Source organism: Rhodovarius crocodyli (genome assembly GCF_004005855.1).
Taxonomy (GTDB): Bacteria; Pseudomonadota; Alphaproteobacteria; order Acetobacterales; family Acetobacteraceae; genus Rhodovarius; species Rhodovarius crocodyli.
This window is the reverse complement of sequence record NZ_SACL01000004.1, coordinates 79692-97435: the sequence shown is the minus strand read 5'-3', so window position 1 is coordinate 97435 and position 17744 is coordinate 79692. Positions and strand designations below refer to the sequence as shown.

At 69.8% G+C, this 17744-nt stretch carries 17 protein-coding genes; 12 read left to right on the top strand and 5 right to left on the bottom strand.

Translation table 11 applies throughout. The features are described 5' to 3' along the window. The first annotated feature begins 91 nt into the window (after positions 1 to 91). Positions 92 to 1249 (top strand): amidohydrolase, encoded by a 1158-nt coding sequence (locus tag EOD42_RS12520; protein ID WP_127787885.1) that lies wholly within the window; start codon positions 92 to 94, stop codon positions 1247 to 1249. Here the strand turns inward: EOD42_RS12520 and EOD42_RS12515 are convergent. After that, positions 1246 to 2205, bottom strand: a complete 960-nt coding sequence (locus EOD42_RS12515; RefSeq protein WP_127787884.1) for an alpha/beta hydrolase — start codon at positions 2203 to 2205, stop codon at positions 1246 to 1248. The two genes, EOD42_RS12520 and EOD42_RS12515, sit on opposite strands and share 4 nt — an antisense overlap. 113 nt (positions 2206 to 2318) lie before the next feature. On the opposite strand from EOD42_RS12515, the gene EOD42_RS12510 reads away from it, so the two are divergent. Continuing rightward, complete coding sequence (locus EOD42_RS12510) at positions 2319 to 3269, top strand: Bug family tripartite tricarboxylate transporter substrate binding protein (protein ID WP_164867912.1); 951 nt, start codon at positions 2319 to 2321, stop codon at positions 3267 to 3269. Positions 3270 to 3272: 3 nt separating this feature from the next. On the opposite strand, the gene EOD42_RS12505 is transcribed toward EOD42_RS12510, so the two are convergent. Then, positions 3273 to 4688 (bottom strand): MmgE/PrpD family protein, encoded by a 1416-nt coding sequence (locus EOD42_RS12505; protein ID WP_127787882.1) that lies wholly within the window; start codon positions 4686 to 4688, stop codon positions 3273 to 3275. Between the two features lie 106 nt (positions 4689 to 4794). Here EOD42_RS12505 and EOD42_RS12500 point away from each other — a divergent pair, with 106 nt between their 5' ends. After that, positions 4795 to 5799, top strand: coding sequence for a lytic murein transglycosylase (locus EOD42_RS12500; RefSeq protein WP_164867911.1), 1005 nt, complete (start codon positions 4795 to 4797; stop codon positions 5797 to 5799). Further along, complete coding sequence (locus tag EOD42_RS12495) at positions 5796 to 6683, top strand: septal ring lytic transglycosylase RlpA family protein (RefSeq protein WP_127787880.1); 888 nt, start codon at positions 5796 to 5798, stop codon at positions 6681 to 6683. Before EOD42_RS12500 ends, EOD42_RS12495 begins: the two co-directional genes overlap by 4 nt. Before the next feature lie 37 nt (positions 6684 to 6720). On the opposite strand, the gene EOD42_RS12490 is transcribed toward EOD42_RS12495, so the two are convergent. Then, positions 6721 to 7041 (bottom strand): hypothetical protein, encoded by a 321-nt coding sequence (locus EOD42_RS12490; protein WP_240655147.1) that lies wholly within the window; start codon positions 7039 to 7041, stop codon positions 6721 to 6723. A 156-nt stretch (positions 7042 to 7197) separates the two neighbouring features. Between EOD42_RS12490 and EOD42_RS12485 the strand changes: the two genes are divergently transcribed. The 8 genes from EOD42_RS12485 to mazG all read left to right on the top strand — a co-directional run bounded on the left by EOD42_RS12485 (position 7198) and on the right by mazG (position 15026). Further along, positions 7198 to 8448, top strand: a complete 1251-nt coding sequence (locus EOD42_RS12485) for a D-alanyl-D-alanine carboxypeptidase family protein (RefSeq protein WP_127787879.1) — start codon at positions 7198 to 7200, stop codon at positions 8446 to 8448. 5 nt (positions 8449 to 8453) lie between these two features. Continuing rightward, on the top strand, positions 8454 to 9041 hold the full coding sequence (gene tmk / locus EOD42_RS12480) for a dTMP kinase (RefSeq protein ID WP_338069639.1): 588 nt from the start codon (positions 8454 to 8456) through the stop codon (positions 9039 to 9041). Beyond that, positions 9038 to 10015, top strand: a complete 978-nt coding sequence (locus EOD42_RS12475) for a DNA polymerase III subunit delta' (protein ID WP_127787877.1) — start codon at positions 9038 to 9040, stop codon at positions 10013 to 10015. Before tmk ends, EOD42_RS12475 begins: the two co-directional genes overlap by 4 nt. Positions 10016 to 10240: 225 nt before the next feature. Then, complete coding sequence (locus EOD42_RS12470; RefSeq protein ID WP_127787876.1) at positions 10241 to 10732, top strand: hypothetical protein; 492 nt, start codon at positions 10241 to 10243, stop codon at positions 10730 to 10732. 40 nt (positions 10733 to 10772) lie between these two features. Further along, the gene (metG, locus tag EOD42_RS12465) at positions 10773 to 12296 is read left to right on the top strand and encodes a methionine--tRNA ligase (protein WP_127787875.1); all 1524 of its coding nucleotides are present in this window, start codon (positions 10773 to 10775) and stop codon (positions 12294 to 12296) included. After that, positions 12293 to 13084, top strand: coding sequence for a TatD family hydrolase (locus EOD42_RS12460; RefSeq protein ID WP_240655146.1), 792 nt, complete (start codon positions 12293 to 12295; stop codon positions 13082 to 13084). The genes metG and EOD42_RS12460 overlap by 4 nt, the downstream gene beginning before the upstream one ends. 31 nt (positions 13085 to 13115) lie before the next feature. Then, the gene (locus EOD42_RS12455) at positions 13116 to 13910 is read left to right on the top strand and encodes an MBL fold metallo-hydrolase (protein WP_206020342.1); all 795 of its coding nucleotides are present in this window, start codon (positions 13116 to 13118) and stop codon (positions 13908 to 13910) included. 321 nt (positions 13911 to 14231) lie between these two features. Then, on the top strand, positions 14232 to 15026 hold the full coding sequence (gene mazG / locus EOD42_RS12450; protein WP_127787874.1) for a nucleoside triphosphate pyrophosphohydrolase: 795 nt from the start codon (positions 14232 to 14234) through the stop codon (positions 15024 to 15026). A gap of 32 nt (positions 15027 to 15058) precedes the next feature. Here mazG and EOD42_RS12445 read toward each other — a convergent pair whose 3' ends face one another. After that, on the bottom strand, positions 15059 to 15988 hold the full coding sequence (locus tag EOD42_RS12445; protein ID WP_127787873.1) for a pirin family protein: 930 nt from the start codon (positions 15986 to 15988) through the stop codon (positions 15059 to 15061). 7 nt (positions 15989 to 15995) lie between these two features. Further along, positions 15996 to 17699, bottom strand: coding sequence for a DUF6311 domain-containing protein (locus EOD42_RS12440; RefSeq protein WP_127787872.1), 1704 nt, complete (start codon positions 17697 to 17699; stop codon positions 15996 to 15998). Between the last annotated feature and the right edge of the window lie 45 nt (positions 17700 to 17744).

Genomic DNA, 17744 nt, shown 5'->3' with positions numbered 1-17744 from the left:
ATGCTGCCATGCGCCTGGTGAAGAATGAGTAAGTGCGCGGCGCCTATCTGCGGGCTGGGCAATAACCGCCTGTCCTCGTAACTTGCGCGCCATGGACTCTGCCCTTCACGCCCGCGTCGCCTCCTGGCGCCGCCACCTGCACGCCAACCCCGGCCTGACCCTGCATGAGCAGGAGACCGCCGCCTTCGTCGTTGAGAAGCTGAAGGAAATGGGGGTGACCGAGATCACCCCGGGTGTGGGCGGCCATGGCGTGGTGGCCACGCTGCGGCGCGGCGACGGCTCCAACCGCTCCGTCGGCCTGCGGGCGGACATGGACGCGCTGCCGATCCAGGAGATCAACCAGGAACTGCCCTGGGCCAGCAAGAACCCCGGCGTGATGCATGCCTGCGGCCATGACGGCCACACGGCGGCCCTGCTGGGCGCCACCCAGATGCTGCTGAACGACCCGGATTGGACCGGCACGGTCCAGCTGGTGTTCCAGCCCGCCGAGGAAGGCGGTGGCGGCGCCCGCAAGATGATCGCGGAGGGGCTGTTCCAGCGTTTCCCGATGGAGCGCATCTTCGGCTGGCACAACTGGCCGGGCCTGCCGGCGGGCACCATCGCCGTGCATGACGAGGCCGTGATGGCGGCCGGCGCCCGCTTCGAGATGCGCTTCACCGGCCATGGCGGCCATGCGGCGCTGCCGCACCTGACGCATGACGCCATGCTGGGCCTCGGCCACGCGATCGTCGCGCTGCAGTCGGTGGTGGCGCGCGGGCTGGACCCGCTGCGCAGCGGCGTGGTGTCGCTGACCATCGCCAAGGCCGGCGAGGCGCAGAACCAGATCACCGAATGGGCGGAGCTGAAGGGCACCGCCCGCTGGCTGTATGATGATGTGGGCCAGGTGATCGAGCGCCGCATCGGCGAGATCGCCCATGGTGTGGCCGCCGCCTTCAACCTGCAGGTCGATTTCCAGTTCCGCCAGGGCGTGGCCGTCACCGCCAACCACCCGGCCGAGCGCGACCTGGCCGCCGTTGCCGGCGCGCTGGTGGCGCCCGTGACGCGCGACATCCAGCCCGCCATGACGGGTGAGGATTTCTCCTGGTATCTGAAGGAAGTGCCCGGCGCCTTCGTCTGGATCGGCAACGGCCCGGCCGAGGGCGGGCGTGAACTGCACAACGCCAATTACGACTTCAACGACGAAGTGCTGCCCAGCGCCAGCGGCTTCCTGGCCAGCGTGGCCAAGAAGGCGCTGGCGGGCGAGGGCTAGAACAGCTTCTTCATCCAGGCCGCGGCCGCCGCCACACTGGCATCGGCCGCGGCGATCATGCCGGTGCCGCGCAGGAAGCCATGCACCACGCCGGGGAAGCGATGCTCCTCCACCGGCACGCCGGCCGCCTGCAGCGCCACCGTCATCGCGTAATTCTCGCTGGCCAGCACATCCAGCCCCGCGACATGCACCTGGCAGGGCGGCAGCCCGGCCAGATTGGCCCGCAGCGGCGAGGCCAGCGGGTTCAGCCGCCCGGCAGGGTCAGGGCAATAGGCGCGCCAGTAGAACTCCATCTTCGCGAGCGTCAGGCCGTAGCCCTCGGCGAATTCCCTGTAGCTGTCGGTCGTCAGCAGATGGTCGAACACGCCGTAGTTCAGCAGCAGCCCCTTGAGCGGCACCGGCTGGCCGCAATCGCGGTTCAGCAGGCCCACCGCCGCCGACAGGTTGCCGCCCGCGCTGTCGCCGCCGACGAAGATGCGGCTGCCGTCCAGGCCCAACGAGGCGCCTTCACGCGCGACCCAGCGCACGACATCCAGCGATTCGTGCAGCGCCTGCGGGAACATCGCCTCCGGCGACAGCGCATAATCCACGAGCAGCACGGCCGCGCCGCTGGCCGCCGCATATTCGCGCGCCAGCCGGTCATGGCTGTCGATGCTGCCCCACACCCAGCCGCCGCCATGCAGATAGACCAGCACCGGAAGCGGGCCGCTGCCGGCGGGCTTGTGCAGGCGGCACAGCAGCCGGCGGCCGCGGATGGGCAGCCAGATCTCGCGGCTTTCGGCCATCACGGGCCCGCCCGGCTCCAGGGGCGCGGCCAGCAGGTCGTTCACGCGACGGGGCTCATCGAAGGGGCCGCCGCGCGGGTCGGCGGGAATGACCAGGGCGGGCAGGCCCTTGGCCCTGTCGGCCAGCGCCTGGTTATAGGCGGCCATGTCGGCGTCCATGCGGGGGTCCATAGGCTTCTCCAATTCGCTGGATGCAAGCCAGCCTGAAGCGGGCAGGGCAGGCAAGGCCATGGGCCGGGCTTTTGTGGCTTGCGCCGACATGGATGGCGCGAAATCATTCGCGCATGATCCTTCGCCGCAGCATCCTGGCCACGCCATGGCTGGCCACCCCCGCCCTGGCGCAATCCTTCCCGACCCGCCCCGTCACGCTGGTGGTGCCCTTTCCGGGCGGCGGGTCGCTCGACATCATCACCCGCATCCTGCAGCCGCGCCTGGCGGAGATGCTGGGCGGCAGCGTGGTGGTGGACAACCGGCCGGGCGGCGCCACGGTGATCGGCACCGACCTCGTGGCCAAGGCCCCTTCGGACGGCCACGCGATCCTGGTCATGGCCAACAGCTTCACCATCAACGCAACCCTGCTGCCGAACACCCCCTTCGATGCGCGGCGTGATTTCACGGGTGTCGGCAGCATCGGCTTCAACCCGCATGTGCTGATCACGGCACCCCGCGCGCCCTGGCGGGACCTGGCCGCCATCCGGCGCCTGCCGCCCGCGCAGCCGCTGACCTATGCCAGCTTCGGGCAGGGCACGTCATCGCATCTGGGCGGGGAGAGCCTGCGCCTGGCCACCGGGCTGAACATGACCCACGTGCCCTATCGCGGCGGCGCGCCCGCGCAGGTCGATGTGGCCACCGGCCGGGTGGACGTGATGTTCAGCAACCTGCCCGACGCCCTGCCGCTGATCCGCGACGGGCGGCTGCGGGCGCTCGCGGTGGCGGACACCGCGCGGCACCCCACCATGCCGGACGTGCCGACCCTGGCCGAGCTCGGCCTGCCGCAGGTGGTGTCCAATTCCTGGTTCGCGATGGTCACGCGGGCCGGGGCGCCGATGGGCAGGCTGGAAAAACTGAATGAGGCCCTGAACGCCGCCCTGGCCGAGGAGCCGGTCAGGGCGCGCTTCGCGGAGCTGGGCTTCACCCCCAACCCCATGCCGCTGCGGGAATTCAACGCCTTCCTGGCGGATGAGTTCGAGCGCAACGCCCAACTCATCCGCGAGGGCGGGATAACGCCGGGCTGAGTATTACTCGCCGGCCATGCGGCTGACCTGGGCCGGCACGGCCAGGCGCATCACGGTGTGCACGTCCGGCGCCTTGTCCAGGCCCACGATGGCGTCGGCCAGGCGAGAGGCCTGATCGGCGCCCAGCACCGCATCCGACAGCGCATGGAACTTCTGCCGCAGCTCGGCCTCGGTCAGGAAGTTGCTGGGCTCGCCCTTCGGCACCACCACCTTCTTCACGAAGGTCTGGCCGCGCGCGACCAGCGTGACCTTGCCCGACATGTTGGCCGGGAACTCGGCCTCGATCTCCGGGTCGAACTCGGTGAAGATCTTGGGCATCAGGGCGCGCAGGGTCGGGTCCTGCAGCTTCTCGTAGCTGTCCCAGCCGAAATGGCCGTAGGCGAGGGCATTGGCCACCACAAAAGGCCCGCTGAACTGGCCGTCGACCACATTCTGCGGGTTCTGCTTATAGGCGACCGGGTCGCCCACCAGGCGCATGCCGGCGGCGGGCAGGCCCATGGTCACGCGCTCCACTTCCTCCGGCTTCAGGCCGAGTTCCGCGCGCAGCATCAGGGCCGCATCCACGCTGGCATGGCCGTAGCGGCAGGAGGGGTACGGCTTCACCGCCGTCTCCATCAGCTCGAACTGGGTCCCCAGATCCTGCACGGCGCGGGCCGGCGTCGGGTTCGGGGCATAGGCCTTGAAGAAGCCGATGCGGCCTTCCAGCGCCTGGCCGGCGCCACGGAAGCCCTCACGCGCCAGCAGCGCCGCCGACAGGCCCGACATGGAGGCCCAACCCACCTGGAAGCGCTTGGTCCAGGCGCCATTGTTCAGGAAGGCGAGGCTGCCGGCCGACTGGCTGAGCGCGATGCCGATCGCGTCCTCGATGGCCGCCGTGTCCAGCCCGAACACGCGGGCGGCGGCGACCGCCGCGCCGAAGCAGCCGCAGGTGGCGGTGGGGTGGAAGCCGCGGGCGTAATGCTCGCCGCCCGGCAGGGCCAGGGAGAGGCGGTTCGTGACCTCATAGCCGGCCACGATCGCGGCCAGCACGTCCTCGCCCTTGGCACCCACGATCTCGCCGGCGGCGAAGGCCGCCGGGATCACCGGCGCGCCCGGGTGCAGGGTGCCGGCGGCGTGGGTGTCGTCGAAATCCAGGCTGTGGGCGAAGGCGCCGTTCAGCAGGGCGGCGCCGGCCGGCGTCCAGCGGCTGGCCTCACCGAACACGACATGGTTGCCGCCCGAGACGCCCATGGCGCGGGCCGCGGCCAGCAGGGGGGCGCTGCTCTCTGCGTCCACGCGGCCGCGCAGCATGTTGCCCGCCAGGTCGAGCACGAGGAACCGCGTGCGCTCCTGGACATCGGCGGGCAGGGCGGAAAAGCGGATGCTGGCCGCGTATTCCGCGAAGATCTTGGTGACCTGGGTTTCGTCAGGGGCGCTCATCTTGGGGTCCTCCGTTCTGGTCCTAGTGTAGCGTTTGCAAAGCCGGTTGGGAAAGCGGGATGGTTGCGGTATCCGGGGCGGCTGTGGCACTGACTAAAGGATGCGCATGTCTCGCCGGGCCCTGAACCACGCCGCACTCGCCGGTGGCTTCCTGGCCCTTTCCACCCCGCTTCCCGTGCTCGCCCAGCCGGCCGGAAGCTTCGACGCCTTCATCGCCGGCATCCGGCGCGAGGCACGCCAGGCAGGTGTCTCGGAATCCACGCTTTCCCGGGCCTTGTCCGGGCTGCGCCCGAATGACCGGGTGCTGGAGCTGGACCGTCGCCAGCCCGAATTCACCATCACCTGGCAGCAGTATCGCGACGGCCGCCTGTCCTCGACCCGCATCGATGCCGGGCGCCGGGCCTATGCCGACCAAAGAAACCTGCTGCGAAACGTCGAGGCACGCTTCCGAGTCTCACCCAAGGTCATCATGGGGATCTGGGGGCTGGAGACGAATTACGGCGGCTTCACCGGTAATTTCAACGTGATCGAGGCGCTCGCCACCCTGGCCTGGGAAGGCCGGCGTGCGTCCTTCTTCAAGAACGAGCTGATGGCCGCGCTGCGCATCCTGGATGGCGGCCACATCTCGGTGGACCGCATGCGCGGCAGCTATGCTGGCGCCATGGGCCAGCCCCAGTTCATGCCCAGCAGCTTCGAGCGCTTCGCCGTGGACATGGACGGCGACGGGCGCAAGGACATCTGGACCGACACCGCCGACGCGCTGGGCAGCATCGGCCATTACCTGGCCCGCAGCGGCTGGCGGGACGGCGAGAGCTGGGGCTACGAGGTGGTGCTGCCGCCGGGCTTCAACCTGTCTCTGGCCGAGCCCTCCAGGCCGCGCCCGGCCGGTGAGTGGCCGGCGGTGGCGGAATGGGCGCGCATGGGCGTGCGCCGGGCCGATGGCGGGCCGCTGCAGGGCGGGCAGGGCGGGCTGATCATCCCGGCCAACCAGGCGAGCGGGGCCAACCAGGCCTTCCTGGCGCTGCCCAACTTCCACGCCATCCGCCGCTACAACCCCTCCAACTTCTATGCCCTGACCGTGGGCATGCTGGGCGACCGGGTCACGGCATGAGGCGCGTCGTACTGGCGGCGCTGCTGGCGCTGGCGGCCTGTACCCGCCCGCCGCCGCCGCCGGAGCCGCAGCCGCGCTACGAGGTCGGGCAGGGCTATCAGCTGGGCGGCGTCTGGTCCTATCCGCGTGAGGACTTCACGCTGAACGAGACGGGCCTGGCCATCGTCCAGCCGGTCGCGGCCCCCCGCCGCACGACCAATGGCGAGATCTTCGACGCCGGCGCCATGATGGCAGCCCACCGCACCCTGCAGCTGCCCGCCATCATCCGCGTGACGAACATGGAAAACGGCCGCGTCGTGGTGCTGCGGGTGAATGATCGCGGCCCCTCCCAGCCCGGGCGCATCCTGGCCGTCAGCGCCAAGGCCGCGGAATTGCTGGGCGTGCGGGCCGGTGCCACCTTCCAGGCCCGCGTGCAGGTGGAGGCCGAGCCGAGCCGTGCTCTCTCCCTGGGCCTGGTGGGCGACCAGCCGCGCCTGAACATCCAGGCGGCACCAGTCGGCCAGGTAGAGCGCGAAAGCCTGGACGCGCCTTCCGGCGCCCGCGTGGCAGCCGCCCGTGGCGCCACCTCGGCACCCCGCCAGGGTCGCGAGATCGTGGAAGCCGCGACACCCGACATGCCGCCTCTGCGCCTGCCTGAGCGCTATGAGAACGGCTATGCCAGCCCCGGCCGGCTGGTGGTCGATGTGGGCAATTTCTTCACCCGATCGCTCGCGGACCGCCTGGCGGCGCGCGTGGGCGGACGGACGGAATCGGTGGGCCCCCGGTCGCGCCAGCAGGAATACCGCGTGCGGATGGGCCCCTACACCACCCCTGCCGAGGCCGATGCGGCCTGGTCCCGCGCGAGGCAGGCGGGCGTGCCCGACCCGCGCATCGTGGTGGAATGAAAAAACCCCGGAAGCGGCGCTTCCGGGGTTTTCTGCTTTACCAGGGCCGGTAGTAGGCCGGGCGGCCATAATACACCGGCGGAGGCGGCGGCGCGTAATAGGCCGGGGGCGGCGCATACACGACCGGCGGCGGCGGCGCGTAATACACCGGCGGCGGCGGGGGCGGCGCATAGGCATAGGCCGGCGGCGCCAGGGCCGCCGCGCCCAGGGCCAGGGCACCCAGGCCCAGGATGGTGCCGGCAACGACGGCGCCACCGCCGCCACCATGGCGGTGACGGCCGTCCCAGGCCTCAGCCGAGGGCGCCATCGCCGCGCCGAGCACGGCCACCACAGGCAGGGCGACAAACAGCTTCTTCATCGCGGTCATCTTGGGCCTCTCAAGGTTCGAGACTTTCATGTGGATCATATATGACCTGATAAAAGGCAGGTTTGTGGCGGCGCCAGGGTGTTCTGGGGGCACCCACGCAACCGTGACCGCTTGAGCCCGCCCCCCGTTCGGGCGTAAGCCCCGCACATGGCACTGTCCCGCGACTCCCGCCCCTCCGCCTCCGGCAAGACCCGGCGCGCCCTGCTGGCCGCGCCCCTGGTGGTGCCCGCCCTGCTGCCCGCGCAGGAAGCCGCCGCCCAGCCGCGACCAGCCAACCGCCCCGCGGCGCCGCGCGCCCCGCGCCCTGCCGGCACGCCCGCCAGCAGCCCGGTCGGGCCAGTCGATACCCTGGCCCGCCAGGTGCTGATCATCGATTTCGAGACCGACGCCGTGCTGCTGGAAAAGGCGGCCGACGAGCGGATGACGCCGTCCTCCATGTCCAAGCTCATGACCATGTATGTGGTGTTCGACCTGCTGAAGCAGGGCCGCATCCGCATGGACCAGACCTTCACCGTCAGCGAGACGGCGTGGCGCATGGGCGGCAGCCGGATGTTCGTGGAGGTCGGCAGCCAGGTCAGCATCGAGAACCTGACGCGCGGCGTCATCATCCAGTCAGGCAACGATGCCTGCGTGGTGCTGGCCGAGGGCATTGCCGGCAGCGAACGCCAGTTCGTGGAGCTGATGAACCAGAAGGCGCGGGAGCTGGGCCTCACCAACTCCACCTTCCGCAACGCGACGGGCTGGCCCGACCCGGAACACCGCATGACCTGCCGCGACCTTGCGCGGCTGGCCAAGCGGCTGATCCATGATTTCCCGGAATATTACCGCTTCTATTCGGAGCGGAACTTCCGCTGGAACAATGTCAGCCAGGATAACCGCAACCCGCTGCTGTCGCGCATGAACGGCGCGGACGGCATGAAGACCGGCCATACCGAGGAAGCGGGCTATGGCCTCGTCGGCTCGGTCAAGCAGGGCGACCGGCGGCTGGTCATGGTCCTCAATGGCCTGCCGACGCAGGGCGCGCGCATCGAGGAAAGCGTGCGCCTGATGGAATGGGGCTTCGGCAATTTCGAGAACGTCGTGCTGTTCCGCGCGCAGGATGCGATCGAGCAGGTGCCGGTGCATCTGGGCTCCTCGCCCACCGTGCCGCTGGTGGGCGGGCGCGACGTGGTGGTGACGCTGCCGCGCACCTGGCGCAACACCATGCAGGCGCGCCTGCGCTATGAGGCGCCCGTGCCGGCGCCCGTCATGCGCGGCCAGGAACTGGGCCGCATCGAGATCGGCGGGTCGGGCGTGCCTCCCATCACGCTGCCGCTCTATGCCGGTGCGGATGTCGAGAAGCTCGGCATGCTGGCCCGCATTCCGGGTGCGTTGCAGCGCCTGCTCGGCGGGGGCTGAGCCGCTTGTTCATCACGCTGGAAGGCGGCGAGGGGGCGGGTAAATCCACCCAGATCCGCCGCCTTGCCGCGCATCTGGCGGCAGGGGGCCGCCCCGTGCTGCTGACGCGTGAGCCCGGCGGCTCGGCCGGCGCCGAGGCTGCGCGCGCGCTGCTGCTCTCACGCCCCTGGGATGCCAAGGCCGAGATGCTGCTGCACTTCGCAGCCCGGCGCGAACATGTGACGCGCAGCATCCGCCCGGCGCTGGAGGCGGGAGCGATCGTGCTGTGCGACCGTTTCGCCGACAGCACGCTGGCCTATCAGGTGGCCGGGCAGGGGGGTGACCGCGCCCTGTGGGACGGGCTGGTGAAGCTCTCGCTGGACGGGGTGTGGCCGCACCGCACGCTGCTGCTGGATGTGCCGGTCGACACCGGCATCGCGCGCGCCATGGGGCGCGGCGAGATCAACCGCTACGACGTCCTCGGCCGGGATTTCCACGAGCGTGTGCGCCGCTGCTTCCTGGACCAGGCGGCCGCCGAACCCGGGCGGTTCCGCGTGATCGATGCCGGGCAGGCGCCCGATGCCGTCTTCGCGGCGATGCTGGCCGCGCTATGACCGCGCCCGAGCCGCGCGAGAACCCGCTGCTGCTGGGCCATGAGGGTGCCGAGGCGCTGATGGCCGGCGCCGCCCATGCCGGGCGGCTGCATCACGCCTGGCTGATGACCGGCGCGCCCGGGATAGGCAAGGCCACGCTGGCCTACCGCTTCGCGCGCTGGCTGCTGGCCGGCGCCCCCGCGGGCGAAAGCCTGCACCTGCCGGCCGAACACCCCGTCTTTCGCCGCGTGGCCGCCGCCGCGCATGCCGATCTGCTGACCCTTGCGCCCAACACCGGCGAGGGCAAGCGCGTGATGATCCGCGTCGAGGATGTGCGCGGCCTCAAGGGCTTCATGAGCCTGACGCCCGCCGAGGGCGGATGGCGCGTCGTCGTGCTGGACCAGCCCGAGACCATGGACGCGGCCGGCCAGAACGCCCTGCTCAAGACGCTGGAGGAGCCGCCGCCGCGCGCCATGCTGCTGCTGGCCTGCGCCGCCCCGGGACGCCTGCTGCCCACCATCATGAGCCGCGTGCGGCGGCTGGAGCTCTCGCCGCTGGCGCCCGCCACCATGGACAGCCTGCTGGGCGGCTTTCTGCCCGACATGCCGGCCGAGGAGCGCGCCGAACTGATCGGCCTGGCCGGCGGCTCTCCCGGCCGGGCGCTGCAGCTGGCGGCGGGCGAAGGTCTGGAAATGGCGCGCCTGGCGCGCGAGGCGCTGGAAGGCGTGCCGCCGCGCCGCGCGGCCGAGATCGCGGAGCGTGTCGCTGCCCGTGATGTCGGGCCGATGAACACCTTCTTCACGCTGCTGCGCGCGCTGCTGGCCGGCGGCACCAGGGCGGCCGGGCAGGGGGCCTGCCCGCCATGGGCCGCGCGCCGGTCACCGGGCGAGTGGGCGGAGCTGTGGTCGCGCCTGGGCGCCCATGCCGCCGCCGCCGACCGGCTGGCGCTGGAACGCAAGCAGGCGGTGATGCAGGCGCTGGACTGGCTGCGCTGACTAAGCATCGAGTATTTGTGAATAACCCGATCACGCCTCTGTCATTGATTCATGTGTTGCGCGGCCATTCGGGCCACCTAAAAAAGCTCCATGGACAATTTTCATGAATTTCAGGGCAGCTCCCGCGAGCGAAACCTGAGTTTTGCTCAAGGGTGGAGCCCCTCGGCCAGGGCCGCGCGCGGCGGTATTTCCTTTCCCCAGGAAATAAAGTTGCGGCGGGGCAGCATGCTCTACCGCATCGGTCATTCGCGCCGCAGCGACGGGTCCCGGATTCCGGATTGGGAGAACTTCACCTCTCCCTGGTGGATCACCGACTCGACGTTCCTCGAAATCGCCGGGCGTTCCGAGGATGCGGGGACCGAGATCGGGCTGCTGGTCCGCATGAAGCTGGCCCTGACGCCCGATTTCGGCTGCTGCGACACACTGTTCCGGGTGCAGCTGAAGAACACGCTGCGGGCCTGGAACGGGCGCGGCTTCCCGGTCTTCGAGAACGGCACGCCCGAGGAGCGCGAGCGCGACAACCTGCCCATGGCCTGGCATGGCGGCTATGAGATCGCGCAGAACTTCGTGCCCGGCCTCAGGGACTTCGCGAACAACCGGCCCACCCAATGCGCGCTGGATTCGCTGAACCCGCTGCCGCCCCTGCCGCTGACCTCCTATGCCAGGGTGCGTGACGGCGGCCATGCCTTCATTCCGTTCCCCTGGCCGGTGCCCTGAAGGCTAGCCAGAAGGCGGATCAGGGGGCATATCCGCCCCCATGCCCCGCTATATCACCACGCCCATCTATTACGTGAACGACAAGCCGCATATCGGCCACGCCTATACCTCGCTGGCGGCCGATGTGCTGGCGCGCTGGTGGCGCATGTCGGGTGAGGAAGTCTTCTTCCTGACCGGCACGGATGAGCATGGCCAGAAGGTGGAAAAGGCCGCGAGCGACGCCGGCATGTCCGCGCAGGCCTTCACCGACAAGGTGAGCCAGGCCTTCCGCGACCTGACGGTGACGATGGGCTTCTCCAACGACGCCTTCATCCGCACGACGGAGCCGCGGCACTACGCCGCCTGCCAGGCGCTGTGGAAGAAGCTGGCCGATGCCGGGCACATCTACCTGGGCCATTACGAGGGCTGGTACGCGGTGCGCGACGAGGCCTTCTATGGCGAGGATGAGCTGATCGAGCGCGACGGCGTGAAGCTGGCGCCGACCGGGGCCCCCGTGGCCTGGGTGAAGGAGCCCTCCTACTTCCTGCGCCTGTCCGCCTTCGCCGACCGGCTGATCGAGCTGTACGAGGCGAACCCCGACTTCATCCTGCCGGCCACCCGCCGCAACGAGGTCGTGGCCTTCGTGAAGGACAATCTGCGCGACCTGTCGATCAGCCGAACCTCCTTCCAGTGGGGCGTGCCGGTGCCGGGGGATGAGGCGCATGTGATGTATGTCTGGATCGATGCGCTGACCAACTACATCACGGCGCTGGGCTATCCGGAGGAAGGCGGCGCCTTCGAAAAATTCTGGCCGGCGGACGTGCATTTCGTCGGCAAGGACATTCTGCGCTTCCACACCATCTACTGGCCCGCGATGCTGATGGCGGCCGGCCTGCCGCTTCCCCGCCGCGTCTTCGCCCATGGCTGGTGGACGAATGAAGGGCAGAAGATCTCCAAGAGCCTGGGCAACGTCATCGACCCGGTGGGGCTGGTGGAGGAGTTCGGCCTGGACCCGGTGCGCTACTTCCTGCTGCGCGAGGTGCCTTTCGGCCAGGATGGCGATTTCAGCAAGAAGTCGCTGGTGAACCGCCTGAACGGCGAGCTGGCGGACGCGCTGGGCAACTTGGCCAACCGCACGCTGAGCCTGATCCAGCGCAATTGCGAGGGCGTGCTGCCTGAGCCCGCAGCCCGCAGCGAGGCCGACCAGGAATTCCTGGCCCAGCTGGACGCGCTGCCGGCGGAGCTGGACGCGCTGCTGGGCGCGCAGAAGTTCGACCAGGCGCTGCAGGCCATCTTCGCCGTGATCCGCGAGGCCAACGGCTACATCACCCGCGAGGCGCCCTGGGCGCTGAAGAAGACCGACCTGGCGCGGATGAATGTGGTGCTGCGCCACCTGCATGATGCCCTGCGCGGCTTCGCCACCGTGCTGCAGCCCTTCATGCCCGCCACCATGGCGGCCCTGCTGGACCAGTTGGGCGTGCCCGCCGAGGCGCGCGGCCTCTCGGCCATGGGCACCCCGCTGCCCGGCGGCATCGCCCTGCCGCCCCCGGCACCGCTGTTCCGCAAGGCGGAACTGCCGGCGTGAGCCCAGAGGTGAATATCGTCGACAGTCACTGCCACCTCGACCACTTCAAGGAAGAGGAGCAGCCCGAGATCATCGCCCGCGCGGTGGCCGCCGGCGTGACCCGCATGGTCACCATCAGCGTGCGCATGAGCCAGGGCCCGATGATCCGCACCCTGACGGAACGCCACCCCGAGGTCTGGGGCACCGCGGGCGTGCACCCGCACCAGTCGGGTGAGGGCGTGATGCCGAGCGTGGAGGAGATCGTGGAGGCCACGCGCCATCCGCGCATCATCGGCATCGGCGAAAGCGGGCTGGACTATTTCTACGACAAATCCCCGCGCGACGTGCAGCAGGAGGGTTTCCGCCGGCACATCCGCGCGGCCCAGGCCACCCAGCTGCCGCTGTGCATCCACGCGCGCGACGCCGATGAGGATGTGGCCGCGATCCTGGCCGAGGAAGCGGGGAAGGGCGGTAGCTTCCCCTTCCTGCTGCATTGCTTCTCCTCCGGCCGCGCGCTGGGTGAGGCGGCGCTGGCCATGGGTGGGCATATCTCCTTCTCGGGCATCCTGACCTTTCCGCGCAGCACCGAGCTGCGCGATTTCGCCAAGGACGTCCCGGCCGAGCGCCTGCTGGTGGAAACCGACAGCCCGTATCTCGCGCCGCCGCCGCATCGCGGCAAACGCTGCGAGCCGGCCTATACGGCGCTGACGCTGAAGGTGCTGGCCGAGACGCGCGGCGTGGCGCCCGAGGAGATGGCACGCATCACCACCGCCAACTTCCGCCGGCTCTACACCAAAGCCACGGACTAAACGCGAACCCTTCGCTGGTGCAGTATGGGGCATGCATCTGCGAATCCGCCTTCTCGGGACCGGCCCCAGCAACGGGGTGCCGCTGATCGGCGGGCCGGACGGCGCGGGCGACTGGGGCGTCTGCGACCCGGCCAACCCCCGCAACCGCCGCACCAGAACCAGCGCGCTGGTCACGGGGCCTGACGGCTTCCGCCTGCTGATCGACCCGGGGCCCGATCTGCGCCAGCAGCTGCTGGCCGCCCGCATCGGCAAGCTGGATGCCGTGTTCGTCACCCACGCCCATGCCGACCACATCATGGGGCTGGACGAACTGCGCCAGGTGAACCGGGAGACGGGCAGGGAACTTCCGCTCTACGGCGCGCCTGAGACGGTGGAGAACCTGCGCGACCGCTTCGGCTACGCCTTCCTGGGGCCCACGCCCGGCTTCTTTCGCCCGGCGCTGCACGCGGTTGCCGTCGAAGCCGGAGAGATCATCCCGTTCGGCGCCATGCAGGCCCTGGTGCTGGACCAGGACCATAAGGTGATGCGCACGCTGGGCCTGCGCATCGGCAGCTTCGCCTACTGCACGGATGTGGTGCGCATGCCCCAGGAAAGCCTGGAGGCGCTGCGCGGCGTGGACACCTGGGTGGTGGGCTGTTTCAGCCCCAGGCCGCACCCGGTGCATGCGCATGTGGCGCTGGCCGCGGAATGGGCCGCCGAGATCGGCGCGCGCCGGACGATCCTGACGCATATGGGCAACAGCCTGGATGAGGCCGCGCTGCGCGCAAGCCTGACCGGCGGGCTGGAGCCTGGCTTCGATGGCCTGGGGATCGATGTGGAAGGCTGACACAGGTTTTCCACGACCTTCTCCACACATCTGATTTTTCCATAATATATCTTATGCGATAACTGCGCCTGTGGATATCGCGGTTTTCCGCGGGTTTCCGGGCGACGACAAAACCCCCTCCCTTTCGCCCCTTTGTCGGTCGACGACAAAACCCCCGTCAGTGGCCGACAAAACCCCCGTCAGTGGCCGACAAGGCCCTCGTCACCGACCGACAAAGGGTTCGTCACCGACCGACAAAACCTTCGTCGGCGGCAGACACGACCTGCGTCCGGGACTTACACGGCTTGCGTCATCGACCGACTTGGGCCCAGGAATCCCGCCATGCCCGACGCGATTCCCCCCATCGCGCGCCTGCTGACCATCATGGCCGCACTGCGCGACAAGACCTCCGGCTGCCCCTGGGACCAGGTACAGGATTTCGCGACCATCGCGCCCTATACCGTTGAAGAGGCTTACGAAGTTGCGGACGCGATCGCCGCCGGCCCGGACCCCGCGACCTTGCGCGATGAGCTGGGCGACCTGCTGTTCCAGGTCGTCTATCACGCGCAGATGGCCTCCGAGCGCGGCTGGTTCGGCTTCGACGACGTGGCCCAGGCGATTTCCCAGAAGATGATCCGCCGCCACCCGCATGTCTTCGGCGACGCCGCAGCGCGCGATGCCGGCATGCAGACCGCTGAATGGGAAGCCGAAAAAGCCCGGGAACGGGCCGCGCGCGGCGAATCAGGCACCCTGTCCGGGGTGGCGACCACCCTGCCCGCCCTGACCCGCGCGGCCAAGCTGACCAAACGCGCCGCGCGCGTCGGCTTCGACTGGGACAGCGCCGAGCAAGTGCTTGAGAAGCTTGAGGAAGAAACCCAGGAGCTGCGCGCCGAACTGCCCGCCGCCGACCCCGCCCGCATCGCCGATGAGGTTGGGGATATCCTGTTCGTCGTCGCCAACCTGGCGCGGAAGCTGGATCTGGACCCGGAGGCGACGCTGGCCGCGGCCAACGCCAAGTTCACCAGGCGCTTCCAGTCTGTGGAAAACACCCTGGCCGGCCAGGGCAAATCCCCGGCCGACGCGACATTGGCCGAGATGGAGGAAGCCTGGGTCCAGGCCAAGAAATCCGGCCTGTAAATCCTTCACAACCCCAGCGGAACGGCCGGACTCTATTCGTTCCGCGAATCGGGCCTCGATTCGGCGCGTATTTTCCTATTTTCTGGCAAAGGTATATATTCTTCTTCATCGCCGGGAACCAAGGGAAACCGCCGTTCCTGCCAGTCCGCCTTCGCCGCCTCGATGCGGTCGCGGCTGGAGGAGACGAAATTCCAGAAGATGTGGCGCGGCCCGTCCATCACGGCCCCGCCCAGCAGCAGAAGCCGCGCGCCGCGCGGGCCCGCCCGCAGGGCCAGCCTGTCGCCCGCCTTGAAGACCAGCAGCCGGCCCTCGGCATGGGTGTCGCCCGCCAGTTCGATCTCGCCCTCGGCGATGAAGGCCGCGCGCTCCTCATGCTCGGCATCCAACGGCACCACCGCGCCCGGTGCCAGCACCGCATCGGCGTAGAACAGCGGCCACAGCGTGGTGGTCGGTGAGGCCTGGCCCCAGCCCGTGCCCGCGATCAGCCGCAGCGACACGCCGCGATCCTGGATGAAGGGCAAGGCCGAGACCGGCTGATGCTCGAAGCCGGGGGCGCGTTCCTCCTCATGCTTCGGCAGCGCCATCCAGCTCTGGAAGCCGGACATGGTCTGGCCGCTGGCGCGCCGCGCGTCGGCCGTGCGCTCGGAATGCACGATGCCGCGCCCGGCCGTCATCCAATTCACCTCGCCCGGGTCGATCGGCTGCGTCACCCCGGTGCTGTCCCGGTGCAGGATCTGCCCCTGATACAAATAAGTGATGGTCGACAGCCCGATATGCGGGTGCGGCCGCACGTCCAGCCCATGGCCGGGCTCCAGCGTGCCCGGACCCATGCGGTCCAGGAAGATGAAGGGGCCCACCATCTGGCGCTCGCGCGCCGGCAGGGCGCGGCCCACCATGAAGCCGCCCACATCATGCGCGCGCGGGACCACGATCAGGTCGACGGGCGGGGCCAGTTCGGTCATCGGGGAATCACTCCGGCGGTGTCGCCGGCGAGCTTGCCCCGTTTCCACCCCTGCTGGCGAGTTGCCCCTGGCCGCGCCAGCCGGGGGCCAGCACCCAGAAGCCGTCATGCCGCGCCAACACGTCCCGCGACGCATTCATCCCCGCCAAGGCACGCGCGACAGCCGCCGCATCGGTCAATACATAGAGCGTGCCGGGCTCGGCGCGCCCCTGCGCCAGGCGGCGTGCGGTCTCCGCGTTCAGCGCCGCCACGCGTTCGGCGTCGATGCGCGCCAGATAGACGGCATCCGTCTCCAGCCCGCGCTCGGCGGCAAAGACGGCCACTTCCTCCCAGCCGCGGGCCTGGTTCCCGGCATTCACGAGCCTGACACGGGCATAGCGCCGGGCCGCCTGCTCCCAGAACGGGTCCGCCAGGCGCAGCGGCAACTCGGCACGGGTCGGCGGGAAGAAGCCGGCGAGGCGCTCGAAGCCCGGGCGCAGGTCGAGGATCTGCACCAGCACCAGCACCGTCAGCAGCGCGCCCGCCCGGCGCGCGCCCAGCGCCCGAACGGCGACCCAGACGCCGCCCAGCACCAGCGCGTAGCCCAGCGGCCAGAAGAATCGCTCCGAAGCCCGCAAGGCGCTGGCGAGCCGCACCGCGGCCTCGGGCAGCGGCAGCCAGGTGACAATATGCCCGCCCACCGAGAGCCGGTGCGTGATGGCCACCAGCAGCATGCCCAGCAAGGCCGCGACCAGCCAGAAGTGCCGGCGCAGCCCCGCGCCGGCCGCGGCGCGCAGCTGCGGCCGCATCGCCAGCAGGCCAAGGCCCGACGCCAGCAGCAGCAGTACGCCGAGGCCCAGATAGGAGCCATCCACCTCCGGATGGCCGGGCCCCGGCAAGGCCGGCAGGAAGGCACCCCAGCTGCCGGGGGTGAAGGGCGCGAGCAGATCCATCTGCATCTCGCCATATCGCGCACCCTGGCCGTCATGCCCGGCCCGCAGCATGAAGAAGCCCGCCGCCCACAGGCCCAGAATGCCCGCCCCGGGTACCAGCGCCCATTCGGCCGGGTTGCGGCCGCGCCGGGTCAGCAGGTCCGCCAGCCACAGCGCCAGCACCATCGGCAGGATATAGGAGTGGATGAGGGAGGTGGCCGCGACCAGCGCGACCCAGCGCCACCAATGGCCGGGCTTCAGGCAGAACCACAGCCCGGCAATGATCAGGAATTGCCCGGCCAGGGCGAAATGCCCGCCCATGCGCGTCAGCAGCATCGGCTGCAGCACGAACAGGGCGGCGCCCGCCAGCCTGGGCCACAGCGCGGGCGTCACCCGCCCCAGCAGCAGAAAGCCCAGCCAGCCCTGCAGGGCGCCGCAGGCGAACAGCCACATGCCCCAATACTGATCGACCTGCACGAGGTCACGCAGCGCCTTGAACAGGAAGGCCAGCAGGGGAATGGCATCGGCGTAGAAGACGGAGGAGCTCAGCTCCAGCCCGAAGCCCGGGTTGCGGCCGGGCGGGAATGACCAGGCGCCTTCCCGGAAGAAGTTCCAGCCCAGCCAGTATTGCACCGGATCGGGCCCCAAGACGCCCGACAGCATCCAGCCGGAGCTCCAGGGCGACAGGATATGCGGCCCGAACACGAAGGCCACCACGGCCAGCCCGATGGCGGCGGCGATCGCGGCCCCCGTCCAATGACGCAGGGTTGAGGCACGCGGCGTGGCGTCGGGCTCGGGCATGCCTCAGCTTTCATCGCCCATGGGGCGGTACCAGGGCGCAATTGC